The 18369-nt window shown below is 61.3% G+C and carries 12 protein-coding genes; 8 read left to right on the top strand and 4 right to left on the bottom strand.

What is annotated here, in order from left to right:
- Positions 1-77: 77 nt before the first annotated feature.
- Positions 78-1046: a hypothetical protein gene (locus tag LHU53_RS11700; protein WP_227332837.1), complete on the top strand. Its 969-nt coding sequence runs from the start codon at positions 78-80 to the stop codon at positions 1044-1046.
- Positions 1047-1119: 73 nt separating this feature from the next.
- Positions 1120-2346 carry a glycosyltransferase gene (locus LHU53_RS11705; protein WP_227332838.1) on the top strand — a complete coding sequence of 409 codons (1227 nt, stop codon included), beginning with the start codon at positions 1120-1122 and terminating at the stop codon, positions 2344-2346.
- Between the two features lie 52 nt (positions 2347-2398).
- Here the strand turns inward: LHU53_RS11705 and ispD are convergent, their stop codons facing one another.
- Positions 2399-3124 carry a 2-C-methyl-D-erythritol 4-phosphate cytidylyltransferase gene (ispD, locus tag LHU53_RS11710; RefSeq protein ID WP_227332839.1) on the bottom strand — a complete coding sequence of 242 codons (726 nt, stop codon included), beginning with the start codon at positions 3122-3124 and terminating at the stop codon, positions 2399-2401.
- 189 nt (positions 3125-3313) lie between these two features.
- On the opposite strand from ispD, the gene mfd reads away from it, so the two are divergent.
- Complete coding sequence (gene mfd, locus LHU53_RS11715; protein WP_227332840.1) at positions 3314-6832, top strand: transcription-repair coupling factor; 3519 nt, start codon at positions 3314-3316, stop codon at positions 6830-6832.
- 72 nt (positions 6833-6904) lie between these two features.
- Here the strand turns inward: mfd and cphA (LHU53_RS11720) are convergent, their stop codons facing one another.
- Both cphA (LHU53_RS11720) and cphA (LHU53_RS11725) read right to left on the bottom strand, forming a co-directional pair.
- Positions 6905-9475, bottom strand: a complete 2571-nt coding sequence (gene cphA / locus LHU53_RS11720; protein ID WP_227332841.1) for a cyanophycin synthetase — start codon at positions 9473-9475, stop codon at positions 6905-6907.
- Positions 9476-9489: 14 nt separating this feature from the next.
- On the bottom strand, positions 9490-11649 hold the full coding sequence (cphA, locus tag LHU53_RS11725; RefSeq protein WP_227332842.1) for a cyanophycin synthetase: 2160 nt from the start codon (positions 11647-11649) through the stop codon (positions 9490-9492).
- Positions 11650-11788: 139 nt separating this feature from the next.
- Here cphA (LHU53_RS11725) and LHU53_RS11730 point away from each other — a divergent pair, with 139 nt between their 5' ends.
- From LHU53_RS11730 to serB, 5 genes are all read left to right on the top strand, one after another.
- Complete coding sequence (locus LHU53_RS11730) at positions 11789-14071, top strand: ABC transporter ATP-binding protein (RefSeq protein WP_227332843.1); 2283 nt, start codon at positions 11789-11791, stop codon at positions 14069-14071.
- The gene (locus tag LHU53_RS11735; RefSeq protein ID WP_227332844.1) at positions 14068-14556 is read left to right on the top strand and encodes a DUF1854 domain-containing protein; all 489 of its coding nucleotides are present in this window, start codon (positions 14068-14070) and stop codon (positions 14554-14556) included. The genes LHU53_RS11730 and LHU53_RS11735 overlap by 4 nt, the downstream gene beginning before the upstream one ends.
- A gap of 10 nt (positions 14557-14566) precedes the next feature.
- Positions 14567-15331: an NRDE family protein gene (locus LHU53_RS11740; RefSeq protein WP_227332845.1), complete on the top strand. Its 765-nt coding sequence runs from the start codon at positions 14567-14569 to the stop codon at positions 15329-15331.
- A 67-nt stretch (positions 15332-15398) separates the two neighbouring features.
- The gene (locus LHU53_RS11745; RefSeq protein ID WP_370632282.1) at positions 15399-16016 is read left to right on the top strand and encodes an energy-coupling factor ABC transporter permease; all 618 of its coding nucleotides are present in this window, start codon (positions 15399-15401) and stop codon (positions 16014-16016) included.
- Positions 16017-16110: 94 nt separating this feature from the next.
- Entirely contained in the window at positions 16111-16824 is a 714-nt protein-coding gene (gene serB / locus LHU53_RS11750) for a phosphoserine phosphatase SerB (protein WP_227332847.1), read from the top strand.
- Here serB and LHU53_RS11755 read toward each other — a convergent pair.
- Entirely contained in the window at positions 16821-18191 is a 1371-nt protein-coding gene (locus LHU53_RS11755) for a TrpB-like pyridoxal phosphate-dependent enzyme (RefSeq protein WP_227332848.1), read from the bottom strand. The genes serB and LHU53_RS11755 overlap by 4 nt on opposite strands.
- Positions 18192-18369: the final 178 nt, after the last annotated feature.

Genomic DNA, 18369 nt, shown 5'->3' on the forward strand with positions numbered 1-18369 from the left:
CCAGCACGGTCACCGGCACCACCCTGACGCCTACCATCACCCAAGGCACCCAAACGGTTGACGTCGACACCCAAACAGTGACGGTCACCGAAGGCACCAGCACGGTCACCGGCACCACCCTGACGCCTACCGTCACACAAGGCACCCAAACGGTTGACGTCGACACCCAAACAGTGACGGTCACCGAAGGCACCAGCACGGTCACCGGCACCACCCTGACGCCCACCATCACCCAAGGCACACAAACCGTCAACGTGCCCACCGAAACAGCCACCGTCACCGAAGGCACCAGCACGGTCACCGGCACCACCCTGACGCCTACCGTCACACAAGGCACCCAAACGGTTGACGTCGACACCCAAACAATGACGGTCACCGAAGGCACCAGCACAGTCACCGGCACCACCCTGACGCCTACCGTCACCCAAGGCACACAAACGGTTGACGTCGACACCCAAACGGTGACCGTCACCGAAGGCACCGTGACGGTACCGGTGGAGACCAGCACCCCCACGGTCACGACCGGCACCCAAACGGTTGATGTCGACACCCAAACGGTGACCGTCACCGAAGGCACCGTGACCGTACCGGTGGAGACCAGCACCCCCACGGTCACGACCGGCACACAAACCGTGAACGTCGAAACTGAAACAGTCACGAGTTCTACGTCAATCGAAGCGGGACCAACTGAAACAGTGACGGTTACCGAATACACCGAGACATTCACGGTCACGGAGTACACAGAAACAACCACTGGCTCGGCCTTCACCGAAACGGTCACTTTCTCCCAAGTAACCGAAACAGTTACGACAGAATCCTATACAGAAACAATCACGACGACGGACCCTGGTTTAACCTCTCCAGAACCTTCGTCATTCCAGGCCATTCTGGCGAATGATGTCCTTTCCCAACCTGACAGTTCATTGGCTAACACCCCAACGCCACCACTCGTCAGCACAACCGAAACAGAGCCTCTTGCCTTTGATCCAGTGGCCCAAGATTTGGTGAACAGGTTATTGACGCAAGGTGATAACCCCATCAATTAAGCTCCAACGATCAAATTTTGGCGGGGTGATCCCCGCCTTTTCTTGCGCACAGAAATAATATCTAGGAATTGGTATGCGAATTTTGTTTATTCATGAAGGATTGGGGCAATTCGAAAAATTGCATCTCTATTTGAATGCGCAAGGACTGGCTCATTCATCATTCATGTGCTCAACAGGCGTCTACAACGCCAACAAAGACAAGATCCCCAATCTTTTGTCTTTTCAAGCAGTGGCGGAAAATGAAAAAACTTACTTTTATGTAAAGAATCTTGAAGCACGCACTCAAAGATCATTTTTTATTAAAAAATCGTTGAATGAGTACCTCGAAAAATCTGGAATAGATATTATTGTTGCACACGGTTCCGGTGGTTTTCCGCTACAACTTTTTGACGAATTTAATATACCAATCATCTCTTACATTGAATTTCCTTCTTTTTCGCTACATGGATGCGATCCAAAGTACCCTCAGCCTGATTACGCCACCTACAAAGACAAAATATTTGAAATGACGAGTTTTCATCAGGTACTGAAAAGTGACCTGGTGATTGTTCCAAGCGCATATGCAAAGACGATGTTCCCTACCTGTTTGCATGAACGGATCGTTCCTCAAATGGAGGGGTTTGAAATTACTCGGAAAGCCACAAAATTCAAAAAGAAAGACGGTTTATTTTATATAGGATTTGCCGCAAGGGATTTGTCATCAGCCAAGGGATTTGAGCAATTCCTTCTCATTGCCAAGGAAATTCTAAAAACAAGAAAGAACGTCAAATTTGTCTTTTGCGGCTCGCCAAAAGTCCTCTACAGCTATGAAGTCGCTTTTCTTCAGAATAATTTCGAGAAAGACCAACGTCCGGAATCTTTCATGCAATATATTCTGAACAGGGAAGGGATCACGCTGGGTGAAGACTCACCCTTCGAGCACGTCGATTACGCCGCGTACGATCAATTCGCTGAATATATTGAAGCAATGGATATTTTTCTATACCCCTTACAATTCGGATCAGCCAACTGGGGACTATTTGAAATTGCTTTTCGTGGCAAGATCATCATTGGAAGCAATCGCTGCTTCGTGCCAGAAGTCATCCAGCATGGGTATAACGGTTTGTTATGTCCCTACGCCGACATCGCGCTTTGGGCAAGTATGGCCACCAAGGTGATTGATGCGCCAGAAAATTATGCGCATTTAGGCAAGACTGCCGAAATAGACGCCAACAAACGCTTTCATATCAGTACGGTCGCACAAAGGTATCTTGATATTTTTCAGACAGCGATCAACAAGAAAAAATTGGGGCTGTACTGAGCCAACATCCAGCCACCACCGACGCGTTGGCGGCCGACCGCCGGGCAAGCCCTCACCCCTCCCGTGCCACCAGCACCGCCCGCGCCAGCTCAAAATCCTCGGGGTACGTCACCTTGAAGTTCTGTGCGCTGCCTGGCACCAGTTTGGGCGCCAGGCCCATCGCCTCGATCGCACTGGACTCGTCGGTGACGGCATCACCCGCCAGTTCAAGTGCCTCGCGCAAACTCCCGATGCGAAACATCTGCGGGGTTTGCGCCAGCCACTTGTCGACACGGGGCAGCGTGGCAGCCACCCTGCCCGCCTGTGCAGCTTTGAGTGTGTCAGGCAACGGCAGCGCCAGCAGGCCGCCCACCTCATCAAGCAGACAAGCGTCGAGCAACTGGTTGATCTGCTCAGGCGTGATCAGGCATCGCGCAGCGTCGTGCACCAGCACCCAGTCGTGTGTGACCGCACCCTCTGCCAGCAACACATTCAGACCATTGAAAACACTTGCAGCCCGGGTGGAGCCGCCGCAGGCCGCAACCAAAAACGAGGTGTTGGCGTACTGCGGTGCCTGAAAAAAATGATCGTCTGGCGACACCACCACCAGCGTCTGGTCAATGCGTGGCACCTCGGCAAAAGCGGCCAGCGTGTGCATCACCATCGGCTGGCCGACCAGCACCTGGTACTGCTTGGGGCCCGCAGCACCCGCACGTGAACCGGTGCCTGCGCAAGGAATGAGGGCCCAGCAGCGCGGTGTGGCGGTGGGTTTGAGGGTGATGTCGGTGAGTTCGGTCATGGTGTGGCCCGCATTCTAAAATCGCCCGCACACACCCTGCCGCCAGCCGAGCAGGGTTTTGGCGTTTTTGCCATTGCGTTGCTGACGTGGATCAATGCCATGTCCAAGCCGTTCTTGTCTGTGCATGAAGCCGCAGACAAAAGCAGACGCAAGTCAAGACGACACAACGACGACACGATTGATTGAGACATGGACTTACCCAAACTTAACCCCGGCAAGCGCTACACCCTGCCCCGCCCCACCGGGTCGGCCGACGCGCTGCTGCTGGCCCAACTGGCCTTGCGTGACAAAGCCAGTGGCAAGGTGACAGCCATCGTCACCGCCGATGCACCCGACGCCCAGCGCTTGATCGACGAGATGGCGTTTTTTGCGCCCGACTTGCGTTGTGTGTTGTTCCCGGACTGGGAGACCTTGCCGTTTGACACCTTCTCACCGCACCAGGACCTGATCAGTGAACGCCTGGCCACCCTGTGGCGCATCAGCCAGCATGACAAGGACACCGGCGCCGATGTGGTGGTGGTGCCGGCCACCACCGCGCTGTACCGGTTGGCGCCGCCGAGTTTTCTGGCGGGCACCACCTTTCACTTCAAAGTCAAACAGAAGCTCAACGAATCCAAACTCAAGGCGCAGCTGACACTGGCCGGGTACAGCCATGTGACGCAGGTCGTCAGCCCCGGTGAATATGCGGTGCGCGGTGGGCTGATCGACCTGTTCCCGATGGGTTCCCCCGTGCCGTTTCGGGTGGATTTGTTTGACGACGAGATCGATTCCATCCGCACCTTTGACCCCGACAGCCAGCGCAGCCTGTACCCGGTGCCCGAGGTGCGTCTCTTGCCCGGGCGCGAGTTCCCAATGGACGAGGACGCACGCGCACGGTTTCGCAACCGCTGGCGCGAGCTGCTCGAAGGGGACCCCACGCGCAGCCGCATCTACAAGGACATTGGCAATGGCGTGGCCACCGCAGGCATCGAGTACTACCTGCCGCTGTTTTTTGAAGACACAGCCACCGTTTTCGACTACCTCGGCGACGCCGCCACCGTGGTTCTGCATGGTGACCTGGAACCGGCGTTTGCCCATTTCTGGCAAGACACACGCGAACGCTACCGCCTGGTGCAAGGTGACCCGGAACACCCGGTATTGCCGCCCGATGCGTTGTTCCTGAGCGCCGAGCAGTTTTACGCGCGGGTCAACCAGCATGCGCAGCTGGCGCTGCGGCCAACGCAGGCCCATACCCCTGCCGACCCACTGGCGCCGGGCGACGGTTTGTCAGCCTACGCCGAGTTCGAGGCCTTGCCACCGCTGACCGTGGTGCGGGGCGCCGAAGACCCCTTGGCCCGCCTCAAAAGCCACATTCGGAACACCCAACAGCGCGTGCTGGTGCTGGCCGAGAGTGAGGGCCGGCGCGCCAGCCTGCTCGATTTTTTACATGCCAGCAGTTTTGACCCACCAGCCTTTGACTCTTTGCAGGAGTTCCTGGCCAGCGACGAAAAGATCGGCATCGCCACCAGCAGCCTGGCCACCGGCTTCAGCTGGCTGGAAAGTGGGGTCGACTTTGTCACCGAGACCGAGCTGTTTGCCGCCAGCCCAACCACCCGCAAACGCAAAAAACAGGAGCAGGTCAGCGATGTTGAAGCGCTGATCAAGGACCTGAGTGAACTCAAGGTGGGTGACCCGGTGGTGCACAGCGCTCACGGCATTGGCCGTTACCGGGGGCTGATCAACCTGGACTTGGGCAACAAATTACCTAATGGCGATGCGGAGATACAAGAGTTTCTTCATCTGGAATATGCCGACAAGGCAACCCTTTATGTGCCGGTCAGCCAGCTGCAGCTGATCAGCCGTTACACCGGCGTGAGCCCGGATGAAGCGCCGTTGCACAAACTCGGCAGCGGCCAGTGGGACAAGGCCAAACGCCGCGCCGCTGAGCAGGTGCGCGACAGCGCCGCCGAGTTGCTCAACATCTACGCCCGCCGCGCCGCACGTGAAGGCCACGCCTTCCGCTACAGCCCGAACGACTACGAGACCTTTGCCAATGACTTTGGCTTTGAAGAAACCGCCGACCAGAAGGCGGCTATCCATGCGGTGATCCAGGACATGATCAGCCCGCGCCCGATGGACCGGCTGGTATGTGGTGACGTGGGTTTTGGCAAAACCGAAGTCGCCCTGCGTGCCGCCTTCATTGCCATCACAGGTGGCAAACAGGTGGCCTTTCTGGCGCCCACCACGCTGCTGGCCGAGCAGCATTACCAGACGCTGGTGGACCGTTTTGCCAAATGGCCGGTCAAAGTGGCCGAGATGAGCCGCTTTCGCTCCGGCAAGGAGATCACCGCTGCGCTCAAGGGCGTGGCCGATGGCACCATCGACATCGTGGTGGGCACGCACAAGCTGCTCAGCGAATCGACCAAGTTCAAGGACCTGGGCTTGCTGATCATCGATGAGGAACACCGTTTTGGCGTGCGCCACAAGGAACAGATGAAAGCCCTGCGTGCCGAGGTGGATGTGCTCACCCTCACCGCCACACCCATCCCGCGCACGCTGGGTATGGCACTCGAAGGCTTGCGTGATTTAAGCGTGATCGCCACGGCACCCCAGCGCCGCCTGGCGATCAAGACCTTTGTGCGCACCGAAGGCAATGGCGTGATCCGTGAGGCGGTGCTGCGTGAACTCAAGCGGGGTGGCCAGGTGTACTTCCTGCACAACGAGGTCGAGACCATTGAAAACCGCCGCGCCAAGCTCGAAGAGTTGCTGCCCGAGGCCCGCATCAGCGTGGCCCACGGCCAGATGCCCGAGCGCCAACTGGAGGCGGTGATGCGTGACTTTGTGGCGCAACGCAGCAATGTGTTGTTGTGCTCCACCATCATCGAGACCGGCATCGACGTGCCCACCGCCAACACCATCGTGATGGCCCGCGCCGACAAGTTTGGCCTGGCCCAGTTGCACCAGCTGCGTGGCCGGGTTGGCCGCAGCCACCACCAGGCCTACGCGTATCTGATGGTGCCCGATCTGGAAGGCCTGACCAAACAGGCCCAGCAACGCCTGGACGCGATCCAGGCCATGGAAGAACTGGGTAGCGGTTTCTATTTGGCCATGCACGATCTGGAAATCCGCGGTGCCGGTGAGGTGCTTGGTGAAAACCAGAGCGGCAACATGCTCGAAGTGGGCTTCCAGCTCTATAACGAGATGCTGAGCGAGGCGGTGCGGTGCCTCAAGGCCGGTATCGAGCCCGACCTGCTCAACCCGCTCAATGTGGCCACCGACATCAACTTACACGCCCCGGCGCTGTTGCCGGACGACTATTGTGGGGACGTGCACCTGCGCCTGTCGTTCTACAAAAAGTTGGCCACCGCCAAAACCACAAACCAGATTGATGGCCTGCTCGAGGAAATCATCGACCGCTTTGGCAAACTCCCCGCCCAGGCACAAACCCTGATCGACGTGCATCGGCTGCGGGTGCTGAGCCAGCCCTATGGTGTGACCAAGGTGGATGCCGCGCCCGGTGTGATCAGCATCACGTTCAAGAAAAACCCGCCGATTGACCCGATGAAGATCATTGCCATGATCCAGAAAAACAAACACATCAAACTGGCAGGCAATGAAAAATTACGCATCGAGCGCGAACTGCCCGAGGCCAAAGACCGGGCCCAGATGGTGCGTGACATTCTCAAGAATTTGGGACAACCGCTGGCGCAGGAGAAAGCCACTGTGTGAGGGTAGCCACCAAAACACGGCGCCCCTGGGTTTGAAGCCAGGGGCGCAGTCTCTGAACACACCGGAAAAGCTTTAGCCTGCCGCAATCTTGGCGCGAATGTACGCCAGCGCTTCTTCCACCTGGTCCACCAGGATCAGGCACAAATCGCCCTCACCCAGCTTGTCCATGGCGGTGTCAATCGCCAGAAACTCGCCTGTGATCTCCTGCACCAAGTGTGTGCGGGCAGCGCCGTTGAGACCTTCACGCAGCAGCGCAATCACCTCGCCGTCAGCGCGGCCACGTTGGCATTGGTCCTGGTACAACACCACCTCATCAAACGCCTGACCCAGGATTTGGGTTTGCTGGCGGATGTCGTCGTCGCGCCGGTCACCGGCACCGCTGATCACCACCGAACGATGTTTGGCTGGCAAAGCCTGCACCGCCTGCACCAGGGCGGTCATGGCATCGGGGTTGTGGCCGTAATCGGCAATCACGGTGGCACCGCGATACTCAAACAGGTTAAAACGACCCAAAGCGTTGTCACTGTCGTTGACAAAACTGGCCAGCGCGCTGCGCACCACAGCCCAGTCCAGACCCAGCGCCCAGACAGCCGCCACGGCTGCCAGCACGTTTTCAACCTGGAAACTGATGCTGCCACCCAGCGTGATCGGCACGCCAGACAAGGGCAGGCGCCAAAGCTGCGTGCCGTGCTCAGCCACCAGATCGCCGCCCTGCACATACACCGCGCGCTGGCCCAGGGCCAGGTGGGTGGCCATGACCGGGTGCTGCCGGTCCAGCGCAAAATAAGTAACGGAGCCGCTGCAGTGTTTGGCCATGGCCACCACGGCGGGGTCGGCCGCGTTCAACACCGCCGTGCCGTTGGGGGCGATGTTCTGCACGATGACCCGCTTGAGCACCACCAGGTCTTCCAGCGTGGTGATGTAGTTCAGGCCCAGGTGGTCGCCACTGCCGATGTTGGTGACCACGGCCACATCGCAGCGGTCAAAAGCCAGGCCTTCGCGCAACATGCCGCCACGCGCCGTTTCCAGCACAGCGGCGTCCACGTCAGGGTGCTGCAGCACATTGCGGGCGCTTTTGGGGCCACTGCAGTCACCGGTGTCGATGCGCTGCCCGGCAATGTAGACGCCGTCGGTATTGGTCATGCCCACGCGCAGGCCACTTTGCGTCAACAGGTGGGTTATCAGGCGCACGGTGGTGGTTTTGCCGTTGGTGCCAGTCACCGCCACCAGCGGAATGCGGCCATTGTCGTGGGGGCCAAACATTTCTTGAACGATGGCCTCACCCACCGCCCGGCCCTTGCCAAACGACGGCGCAATGTGCATGCGCAGGCCCGGTGCGGCGTTCACCTCCACCACGCCGCCGCCACGTTCTTCCAGACTGTGGTGAATGCTGTCGGTCACCATGTCCACACCACAAATGTCCAGACCGACCATTTTGGCGGCCTCGACCGCGCGGGCGGCCACGTCGGCATGCACATCGTCGGTCACGTCGGTGGCGGTGCCACCCGTGGACAAATTGGCGTTGCGGCGCAGCGTGACGCGCTGGCCCAGCGCCGGGACCGACTCGGCCTGCAGCCCCTGATCGGCCAGGCAGGCCAGGGCGATGTCATCAAAACGGATTTTGGTCAGCGATGTGGCATGTCCGGAGCCGCGCCGCGGGTCGCTGTTGACACTGTCCACCAGCTCCCGCACGGTCAGCACACCGTCGCCCACCACGTGCGGGGCCTCACGGCGTGCGGCAGCGACCAGCTTGTCGCCCACCACCAGCAAGCGGTAATCGTGACCCGGCAGAAAGCGCTCGACCAGCACCCGGCTGCTGAAGGCGGTGGCCGTCTGGTAGGCGGCTGCGAGTTGCTCGCGGGTGCAGATATTGACGGTGACACCTTTGCCCTGGTTGCCGTCCTTGGGTTTGACCACGACCGGCAGGCCAATGTCTTGCGCTGCCGCCCAGGCATCATCGGCGCTGTACACCTGGCGGCCCTGCGGCACCGGCACACCGGCAGCGGCCAGCAGTTTTTTGGTGAGCTGTTTGTCCTGGGCGATGGCCTCGGCAATGGCGCTGGTGGCATCGATTTCAGCGGCCTGGATCCGACGCTGACGGCTGCCCCAGCCCAGCGCGACCATGCTGCCTTCAGTCATGCGTCGGCACGGAATGCCCCGCGCCAGCGCCGCGTCGACGATCGCACCCGTGCTGGGCCCCAGGCGAACATCTTCGTCCAGCTCACGCAACTGCGCCAGCGCCTGCGGCAGATCAAACGGGCTGTCATCCAGCGCGGCTTGGCACAAGGTCTGGGCCAGTTCCAGCGCCAGGCGGCCCACCGCCTCCTGGGTGTATTCCACAATCACCTGAAACACACCGGCGTCCAGCGTGGGCGTGGTGCGCCGGTAGGTCACCGGGCAGCCGGCCTGGGCTTGCAGGTCCAGCGTGGCCATGCCCAGCACATGGGCCAGCGGCACGGGGCCATCCTGCCCCACCGGGCGCAAGGCACTGAGGGCAGGAAAACGTTCGCGCAGGCGGGTCTCGAAACCGGGCACATCGGTCATGCTGGCCTCAGCGGGCGTGCAAGTCACCACCACCTCGATGGCGGTGTGCTGGGTCCAGAGGTTGGGGCCGCGAAGGGCTCTGATACGGGATAACTTCATGACACCACAGCGATTTATTGTGAAGGAATTTGGAAGGTGCGCAGGCCTGCGCCAATCAGCTCGGGCGTCATGCCCAGCGCCCAGGCAGCAGCAGCTGCTGCCAGCACCACATCCAGCTTGTCGTCCGGCCAGGCGGGCAAGGTGTCCAGCGGCAGACGCGCCGAAGAGGTGAGCCCGTGCGCCAGCGCCAAATGGCCGTCCTGCAGAAACACCACTTGCCCGCCGGCAGTCTGATGCGCAGCCAGCGCCTGCACCGTGGGGTCAGCGGCGTAAAAGATCACCTGACCGTCGCACAAGGGGGCCATCTCGGCCACCTGCGGGTCGGCCGCGTTCAGCACCGCCGTGCCGTGCGGCAGGATCACATCGACCTGGGTGCGCATCACGTTATAGAGCTTGTCGGCGCTGTCGATATAAAAATTTGACAGCGCAGCAAAGTCACCCACATCGGTCACCACACCCACGGTGCATTTGTCGTATGCCAGGCCATCGCTCAGGATGCCTTGCGGCGTGTGCTCAAACACCGCCACCTCCAGCGAGCGGTTCATCAGCAGGTTTTGCCCGGCGTCCCAATGGGCGCCGTCACGCGCGTCAACCCGGCGCACCCCCAGATAGAAGCCGTCGCGGCAGGCCAACCCGACTTTTTGTGACTGGATATAGAGCATCCAGCTCACCAACCGGGCAATCAGCGTGGTGTGGGTCTGACCGGTGATGCCGACCAGCTTGATGCGCCCGGTGTCACCCGGGGCAAACATGTGCGCCATGATGGCCTGCCCGATGGGCCGTGGTTGACCGCTGGCGGGTTTGAGGTGCGCCAGCAGCCCGGGGCTGGCATTCACTTCCACCACCGCACCGCGCTGTTGGTCCATCGGGCGGGCGGCATCTTCCAGCACCATGTCCACCCCGGCTATGTCCAGCCCGACCACGCGCGCGGCCAGCGCCGCGGTGGCCGCCACGCTGGGGTGCACCTGATCGGTGACGTCAAAGGCCACATTACCGTTGCGCTGGATCAGCACCCGGGCACCCGCTGCAGGCACCGAATACGCAGTGAGGCCCTGGCGCTCCAGTTCCAGAATGATCTCGGCCGACTCATGCGGCTTGACCACGTTGAGGGGAAATTCCTCGGTCGCACCGCGACGCGGGTCGGTGTTGATCTGCTGGTTCACCAGCCCCAACACATCGGCCACGCCGTCACCCGTGACCCAGGCCGTCTCACCGCGCGCCACAGCCACCACCTGGGTGCCCACGACCAGCAGGCGATGTTCATTACCCGGCACGTAGCGCTCCACAATCACCCGGTTGCCACCTTGGCGCTGGGCCACCACAACCGCCGCCTCGATGTCCTCGCGGGTGGTCAGATCCAGCGACACACCGCGCCCGTGGTTGCCGTTGTACGGCTTCACCACCACCGGCAAACCAATGTCCTCGGCGGCTTCCCAGGCTTCAGCAGCCGTTTGCACGACCTGGCCCTCGGGCACCGGCACACCGGCCGACCGCAACAAATTTTTGGTCAGGTCTTTGTCACCGGCAATTTCTTCGGCAATGGCGCTCGTGTGATCCGTCTCGGCGGTCCAGATGCGGCGTTGGTGGGCGCCGTGCCCCAGTTGCACCAGGTTGCCATCCGTCAGACGGCTGTGCGGAATGCCGCGCTCGGTAGCGGCCTCCACAATGTGCGCGGTGCTGGGGCCCAGGCAATGCACATCCACCAGCTCACGTAGCCGCAGGACGGCGGCAGGCAAATCAAACGCGGTGTCGTGGATGGCGGCGTGCACCAAGTCAAGGCCCTCGTTCAGGGCGGCGCGGCCAACTTGTTCTTGACGGGTGCGAAACGCCATCTTGTAAATACCGCGCACCGAGGTTTGCCGCGTTTTGCCAAAGCCGGTTTGCATGCCGGCCAGGTTTTGCAGCTCCAGCACCACGTGTTCCAGAATATGGCCAGCCCAGGTGCCCTCGCGCAGGCGCGCCAGAAACCCCCCCGGCTCACCCACCCCGCAACGATGCACCGCCAAGCCGGGCAGCCATGCGGTCAAACGCTCATAAAATCCGGGCAACGTGTTGGAGGGATAGTCTTCCAGGTCGCCAATGTCCAACCAGGCCTCGATCACGGGGCGATAGGTCCAGATATTGGGACCGCGCAAGTGAGCCACACGCAGCAATTGAATGGTCTTCATCGTCATGAGTTTTATTAGGTCACCCGTTACGTATCGGTGCCGGATTTTCAGTTCTTTTGGTTAACAACGGCCCCTGTTTGAGCAGCAAAAGCATAAATATTTTGTCAACCACGGCAGCCGCCCCATCGTCCCAACATTGGCCTCCATGACCCCAGACTTGCTTGCCCCCGATCCTGCGCTGCACGACCTCCCCCCCGCGCTGCGCGCCGAGGCCGCGGCGCAACTTCAAAATCATGAGAGCGCTTTGGCCTCTCTGGTGGCTGATCTCGACGACAAACTGCATTTTGTCCAGGCCTTGGTCCTGCTGACCAACCAGCGCCTGCTGAGCCGTGCGCCAGACGGCACGTGGCAAAGCTGGCCCTACCGCCGTGGTCTTGCCCTGAAGCTGCACGACCACGCGGGCGTTGGCCATCTGGAGTTGATGGACGCCCACGCGCGTCTGGCCGTCTGGCGCTTCACCCTCACGCACAACCTGCACGCCACCCGGCTGGTGGACCAGTTCCAGATTTACCAGACCAGTTTCGAGTCCGGGGCACCACCCGTGGTGCCAGAAGGTCACCGCTGCCCGAGTTGCAAGGCCCCGCTGGCACCGGACGAAGACGAGTGCCCGATCTGCACCAAGGTCATCCACACCCCGCCGTCCACCTGGACGCTGCTGCGGCTGTGGCGTTTTGCCAAACCCTACAAAGGCCAGTTGCTCGCCGGCCTGGTGCTCACCCTGCTGGGCACCGCCGCCAGTCTGGTGCCGCCGTATCTGGCCATGCCGCTGATGGACGAGGTGCTGATCCCGTTCCAGAACGGCCAACACATCGACCCGATGCTGGTGGCCGGTTACCTGGCCGGACTGTTTGGCGCAGCGCTGTTGGCCTGGGGCTTGTCGTGGGCCAAGACCTATATCCTGGCGCTGGTGTCAGAGCGGATTGGCGCCGACCTGCGCACCACCACCTACGACCATTTGCTGCGTATGTCGCTGGAGTACTTTGGCGGCAAACGCACCGGCGATTTGATGTCGCGCATTGGCAGTGAGAGCGACCGCATCTGCGTGTTTTTGTCGCTGCACCTGCTGGACTTTGCCTCGGATGTGCTGATGCTGGTGATGACGGCGGTGATTCTGGTCTCGATCAACCCGATGCTGGCGCTGGTGACGCTGGTGCCGCTGCCGTTCATTGTGTGGATGATCCGCTCGGTGCGCTTCCGGCTGCAAACCGGTTTCGAGAAGATTGACCGGGTCTGGTCCGCCGTGACCAGTGTGCTGGCGGACACCATTCCTGGCGTGCGCGTGGTCAAGGCCTTTGCCCAGGAAGACCGCGAATCAGCCCGCTTCAAGGAGGCCAACAAACAAAACCTGGCGGTGAACGACAAGATCAACAAGATCTGGTCGGTGTTTGCGCCCAGCATTTCACTGATGACCGAGCTGGGCTTGCTGGTGGTGTGGGGCTTTGGCATCTGGCTGGTGTCCCAATCCGAGATCACCGTCGGTGTGCTGATGGCCTTCATCTCCTACATCAGCCGCTTTTACGGGCGGCTCGATTCGATGAGCCGGATTGTCTCGGTCACCGAAAAGTCGGCTTCAGCGGCCAAACGCATTTTTGACATCCTGGACCACGTCTCCAGCGTGCCGGAACCCACCCAACCGGTGAAGCTGGCGCGGGTCGAGGGCCGTATTGACCTCACCGATGTGAGCTTCCGTTATGGCAACCGCGAGGTCAACAAGGGCATCAACTTCACCATCCAGCCTGGCGAAATGATTGGCCTGGTGGGCCACAGCGGCTCGGGCAAAAGCACGCTGGTCAACCTGATCTGCCGGTTTTACGACGTGTCTGAAGGCTCGATCAAGGTCGACGGTGTGGACGTGCGCGCCTTGCCGGTGGCCGACTACCGCCGCCACATCGGGCTGGTGCTGCAGGAGCCGTTCCTGTTTTTTGGCACCATTGCCGAGAACATCGCCTACGGCAAACCCCATGCCACGCGGGCCGAGATCATTGCCGCCGCACGCGCCGCCCACGCGCATGAATTCATCCTGCGGCTGCCACAAGGTTACGACTCGATGGTGGGGGAACGTGGCCAGGGCCTCTCAGGTGGTGAACGCCAGCGCATCTCGATTGCCCGCGCCTTGCTGATCGACCCGCGCATTTTGATCCTGGACGAAGCCACCTCGTCGGTGGACTCCGAGACCGAAAAAGAAATCCAGAACGCGCTGGAAAACCTGGTCAAAGGCCGCACCACCATCGCCATCGCCCACCGGCTCTCGACCCTGCACCGCGCCGACCGGCTGGTGGTGATGGACCGCGGCAAGATTGTGGAAGTGGGCACCCACGACGCGCTGATGGCCGCCGAGGGCGCCTACTACAACCTGTACCAGGCGCAGGCGCGCAACATGGATGTGGACATGGACGACGAGAAAGACCGCCGCAGGGACGACCAATGACCACCCCCACCGCCATGACCCCGACCTCTTTCACTTTGATGCGCAACCCGTTTGGCCGCCTCGTCTTGACCACACCGCAGGGCGACGAGGTGGAAGGCGTGGTGCCGGTTCGCGCGTTCCCGATCCAGTCGCCCGAGAACGGTATCTCGCTGGTCCACACCGACGGCCATGAAGTGGCCTGGGTGGACGACCTGGCCGCCTTGCATGAACCCGCGCAAAGCCTGATCCGCGAAGAGTTGCAGACCCGCGAATTCATGCCGAGCATCCTGAGCATCGAGAGCGTCACCAGCTTCTCCACCCCTTGCACCTGGCAGGTGACAACCGACCGGGGCGACACCAGTTTTGTGTTGCGCGGTGACGAAGACATCCGCCGCGTCGGCCCAACCATCCTGCTGGTGACAGACTCCCACGGCATCCAGTTCCTGATTCGGGATGCGACCACGTTGAGCCGCGGCAGCCGCAAGATCCTGGACCGGTTCCTGTAGCCCACCCACGATGTGCCTGATCGCCTGGCACTGGCAACCCGGCAGCACGCAGCGGCTGCTGCTGGTGGCCAACCGCGACGAGTTTTACGCCCGCCCCACTGCGCCCCTGCATGCGTGGGCCGAGGCCGACATCCTGGCCGGGCGTGATTTGCAAGCCGGTGGCACCTGGCTCGGGGTCAGCCGCACGGGGCGTCTGGCAGCGCTGACCAACCACCGTGACCCGACCCAACAACGCTTTGAGGCCCCCTCACGGGGTGAACTGGTCAGCGCTTTTTTGCGCAGTGATCTCAGCGCCGAGGCTTATCTGAGCGAACTGCGTTCACAGGCCAACAACTACAACCCGTTCAACTTGCTGGTCTACGACGGCAACCATTTGATGGGGCTGGAGAGCCGCCACGCGCGGGTGCTGGCCCTGTCCGAAGGTATGGGCGCGGTGTCCAACGCCGATTTTCAGACGCCCTGGCCCAAGCTGAATGGTTTGACCAAGGGCCTGCAACAGCAGCTCAGTCAGGGTCAGCACAGTGATACCGAGTTGCTGGCGCTGTTGCAGGACCGGCGCATCGCCGCCGATGCCGATTTGCCCACCACCGGCGTACCGCTGCCGCTGGAGCGCGCCCTGTCCGCCGTCTTTGTGGCCTTGCCAGACTACGGCACGCGCGCCAGCAGTGTGGTGCGTCTGAGTGGTGACCACGTCGACTTCACCGAACAGGGTTTTGACGCCAAGGGGCCACTGCAGGCGCGACACCTGCGAGCGAAACTCGCACCCAAAGCCTGATAACAAATGTGGCTCCAGCCCTTATTCAATAAGCCCAAGTCGCTACAACTTCAGTAGTATGTCGGCCTTGTCCATCAACCTTGTTGTGTTGCTACTGTGCCTGAGCGTTGCGCTGCTGCTGCGCCCATGGCAGTTGCTGAAAGGCGCCACCCGGTTGACACCAATGCTCGCGGCTCTCACCCTGCTGCCCTGGTTGTGGGCCCTGCCCAGCCTGCACCAGATGCCGCTGCAGTTGCAGGGCTCGGGCGCCTGCCTGCTGGTGCTGATGCTCGGTTGGCCACTGGCGGTGCCGGTCTTGTGTGGTGTGGGTGTGCTAGCCGCGCTGATCTCACCGATGGGCTGGGACACCGCGTTGGACCTGACGGTCTGGCTCGGCCTGGTGCCCGCCACGCTGGCCTTGGGGCTGGGCCTGGCCGTGCGCCGCTGGGTCGGGCACCACCTGTTTGTCTACATTCTGGGCCGCGCTTTTCTGGGCACGGTGGTGTGTGTGTTTGCCGCCGGTGTGCTGGGCCAGTGGGCCGGTCACAACCTGCCGGGTGTGGATGATGACCTGAGCCTGGTGGCACACTGGCTCATCGCCTGGGGTGACGCGTTTTTGACCGGCCTGGCCACCGCGATCCTGGTCGCTTACAAACCCGATTGGCTGGCCACTTGGTCGGACCGGCTCTACCTGAAAAAGCCGTGACACACACGACGCTGCATTTTTTCAAGGAAAATCGGCACCTAGCCCTTTGATACACGGCGCTGTTAGCTACTTTATTCATAGTATTTTCCATTTCATGACCTCCACCGAATTTGCTCCCGGCCTGCGCATCGCAGGTATCACACCGCCGCTGCGCCTGTCCGACTACAAGCTCATTGCTTTTGACATGGACTCGACCCTGATCAACATCGAGTGTGTTGACGAAATTGCCGACGCGGTGGGTCGCAAGGCCGAGGTGGCCGCGATCACCGAGGCCGCGATGCAAGGCCACATCAGCGACTACAAAGAGAGCCTGCGCCAACGCGTGGCCCTGCTCCAAGGGGTGACGCTGGCGCAGATGGACCAGATCTACCACGAGCGCTTGCGCCTGAACCCCGGTGCTGCCGAGCTGGTGGCCGCCTGCAAACAGGCCGGGCTCAAGGTGCTGCTGGTCTCAGGCGGCTTCACCCACTTCACCGACCGCATCCGCGACCGCTTGGGCATCGACTTCACACGGGCCAACCAGTTGGAGGTGGCCGATGGCGCCCTCACCGGTCACATGGTGGACCAGGCCTGGGGTGACATCTGCGACGGCGCCGAGAAACGGACCATGCTGTTGCACACCTGCGCCCAACTCGGGATCGACCCCAGCCAGGCGATTGCCATGGGCGACGGTGCCAACGACCTGCCGATGATGGGTGTGGCCGGCCTCTCCGTGGCTTACCACGCCAAACCCGCCGTGCGGGAACAGGCCAAGGTCTCCATCGAGTCCGGCGGGCTCGACCGGCTGCTGGAACTGATGCAGGCTTAAACGGGCTCGGGCACGCTGGGCAAGCCCGACAAGGCCATCGCCAACTCGGCTTCGTCGTACGTCTCGTCGGTCAACTCACCGGCAAAGTACTTTTGGTAGGACGCCATGTCAAAGTGGCCATGGCCCGAGAGGTTGAACAAAATGGTCTCGGCCTTGCCCTCGCGTTTGCAGCGCAAGGCTTCTTCAATCGCCCCTTTGACGGCGTGGTTGGCTTCCGGCGCGGGCACGATGCCTTCAGCCCGGGCAAACAACACACCTGCCGCAAAACACGCCACCTGGTCGTAGGCCACGGCTTCGAGCAAACCCAGCTCCTTGGCGTGTGACACCATGGGCGCCATACCGTGGTAACGCAGGCCACCGGCGTGAAAACCCGGCGGTGTGAACTGGGCGCCCAGCGTGTGCATTTTGGTCAGCGGTGTCATGCCCGCGGTGTCGCCAAAGTCGTAGGCGTATTTGCCGCGCGTCAGCGACGGGCAGGCGGCCGGTTCCACCGCCACGATGCGTGGCTTGGGCCCGCCACGCAGGCCGTGGCCAATGAACGGGAAAGCCATCCCGGCAAAGTTGGAGCCGCCCCCCGTGCAGCCCACCACCACATCCGGCCAAGTGTCGGCCATGGCCATCTGTTGCATGGACTCCAGCCCGATGATGGTCTGGTGCAGCATCACATGATTCAGCACCGAGCCCAGCGCGTATTTGGTGTCATCGCGCTGCACGGCCAGCTCCACCGCTTCAGAGATCGCAATGCCCAGGCTGCCACGGTGATCGGGGTGTTTGGCCAATACCGAACGGCCATAGACCGTTTCGTTCGACGGTGAGGCCACGCAGCGCGCGCCATAGGTTTCCATCATGGCGCGGCGGTACGGTTTTTGGTCATACGACACGCGCACCTGGAACACCTCCACCTCCAGCCCGTAGTGCGCGCCCGCAAAGGCCAGTGAGGTGCCCCACTGGCCGGCGCCGGTTTCGGTCACCAAACGTTTGACACCGGCTTGCTTGTTGAAAAACGCCTGTGGCACGGCGGTGTTGGGCTTGTGGCTGCCCGCGGGGCTGACGCCTTCGTACTTGTAATAAATCTTGGCGCAGGTGCCCAGGGCTTTTTCCAGGCCATGGGCGCGGTACAGCGGCGCCGGGCGCCACAGGCGGTAGACGTCGCGCACCGGCTCGGGAATCTCCACCTCGCGCTCGGTGGTCACCTCTTGCTGGATCAGCGACATCGGAAACAGCGGCGCCAGGTCGTCCGGCCCCACGGGTTGCATGGTGCCGGGGTGCAGCACCGCCGGCAGTGGCTGGGGAAAGTCGGCCTGCAGGTTGTACCAGGCCTTGGGCATCTGGTCTTCGTTGAGTAAAAACTTGGTCTGCTGGCTCATGGTGGTTCCTGATAGGTCAAAAAAGGAGGAAAAAGTGCCGATAGCTTGGTATCAGCCGCGCAAATTGTGCCTCAGGAAAACCCTTCTACCGACACGGTCTTACGCCTTCGACCGGGTGACGGTGGGCAAGATGGACCGTCAACATCCTGTGCGCCGCAGCGTGAATTGACGCACATCA

The organism is Rhodoferax sp. U2-2l, from assembly GCF_020594515.1.
Classification (GTDB): Bacteria; Pseudomonadota; Gammaproteobacteria; order Burkholderiales; family Burkholderiaceae_C; genus Rhodoferax.

Excerpts from the sequence above, each read along its gene's own strand:
- LHU53_RS11705 (WP_227332838.1), top strand. The coding sequence starts at position 1,120 with ATGCGAATTTTGTTTATTCATGAAGGATTGGGGCAATTCGAAAAATTG.
- ispD (WP_227332839.1), bottom strand. The coding sequence starts at position 3,124 with ATGACCGAACTCACCGACATCACCCTCAAACCCACCGCCACACCGCGC.
- mfd (WP_227332840.1), top strand. The coding sequence starts at position 3,314 with ATGGACTTACCCAAACTTAACCCCGGCAAGCGCTACACCCTGCCCCGC.
- cphA (WP_227332841.1), bottom strand. The coding sequence starts at position 9,475 with ATGAAGTTATCCCGTATCAGAGCCCTTCGCGGCCCCAACCTCTGGACC.
- cphA (WP_227332842.1), bottom strand. The coding sequence starts at position 11,649 with ATGACGATGAAGACCATTCAATTGCTGCGTGTGGCTCACTTGCGCGGT.
- LHU53_RS11730 (WP_227332843.1), top strand. The coding sequence starts at position 11,789 with ATGACCCCAGACTTGCTTGCCCCCGATCCTGCGCTGCACGACCTCCCC.
- LHU53_RS11735 (WP_227332844.1), top strand. The coding sequence starts at position 14,068 with ATGACCACCCCCACCGCCATGACCCCGACCTCTTTCACTTTGATGCGC.
- LHU53_RS11740 (WP_227332845.1), top strand. The coding sequence starts at position 14,567 with ATGTGCCTGATCGCCTGGCACTGGCAACCCGGCAGCACGCAGCGGCTG.
- serB (WP_227332847.1), top strand. The coding sequence starts at position 16,111 with ATGACCTCCACCGAATTTGCTCCCGGCCTGCGCATCGCAGGTATCACA.
- LHU53_RS11755 (WP_227332848.1), bottom strand. The coding sequence starts at position 18,191 with ATGAGCCAGCAGACCAAGTTTTTACTCAACGAAGACCAGATGCCCAAG.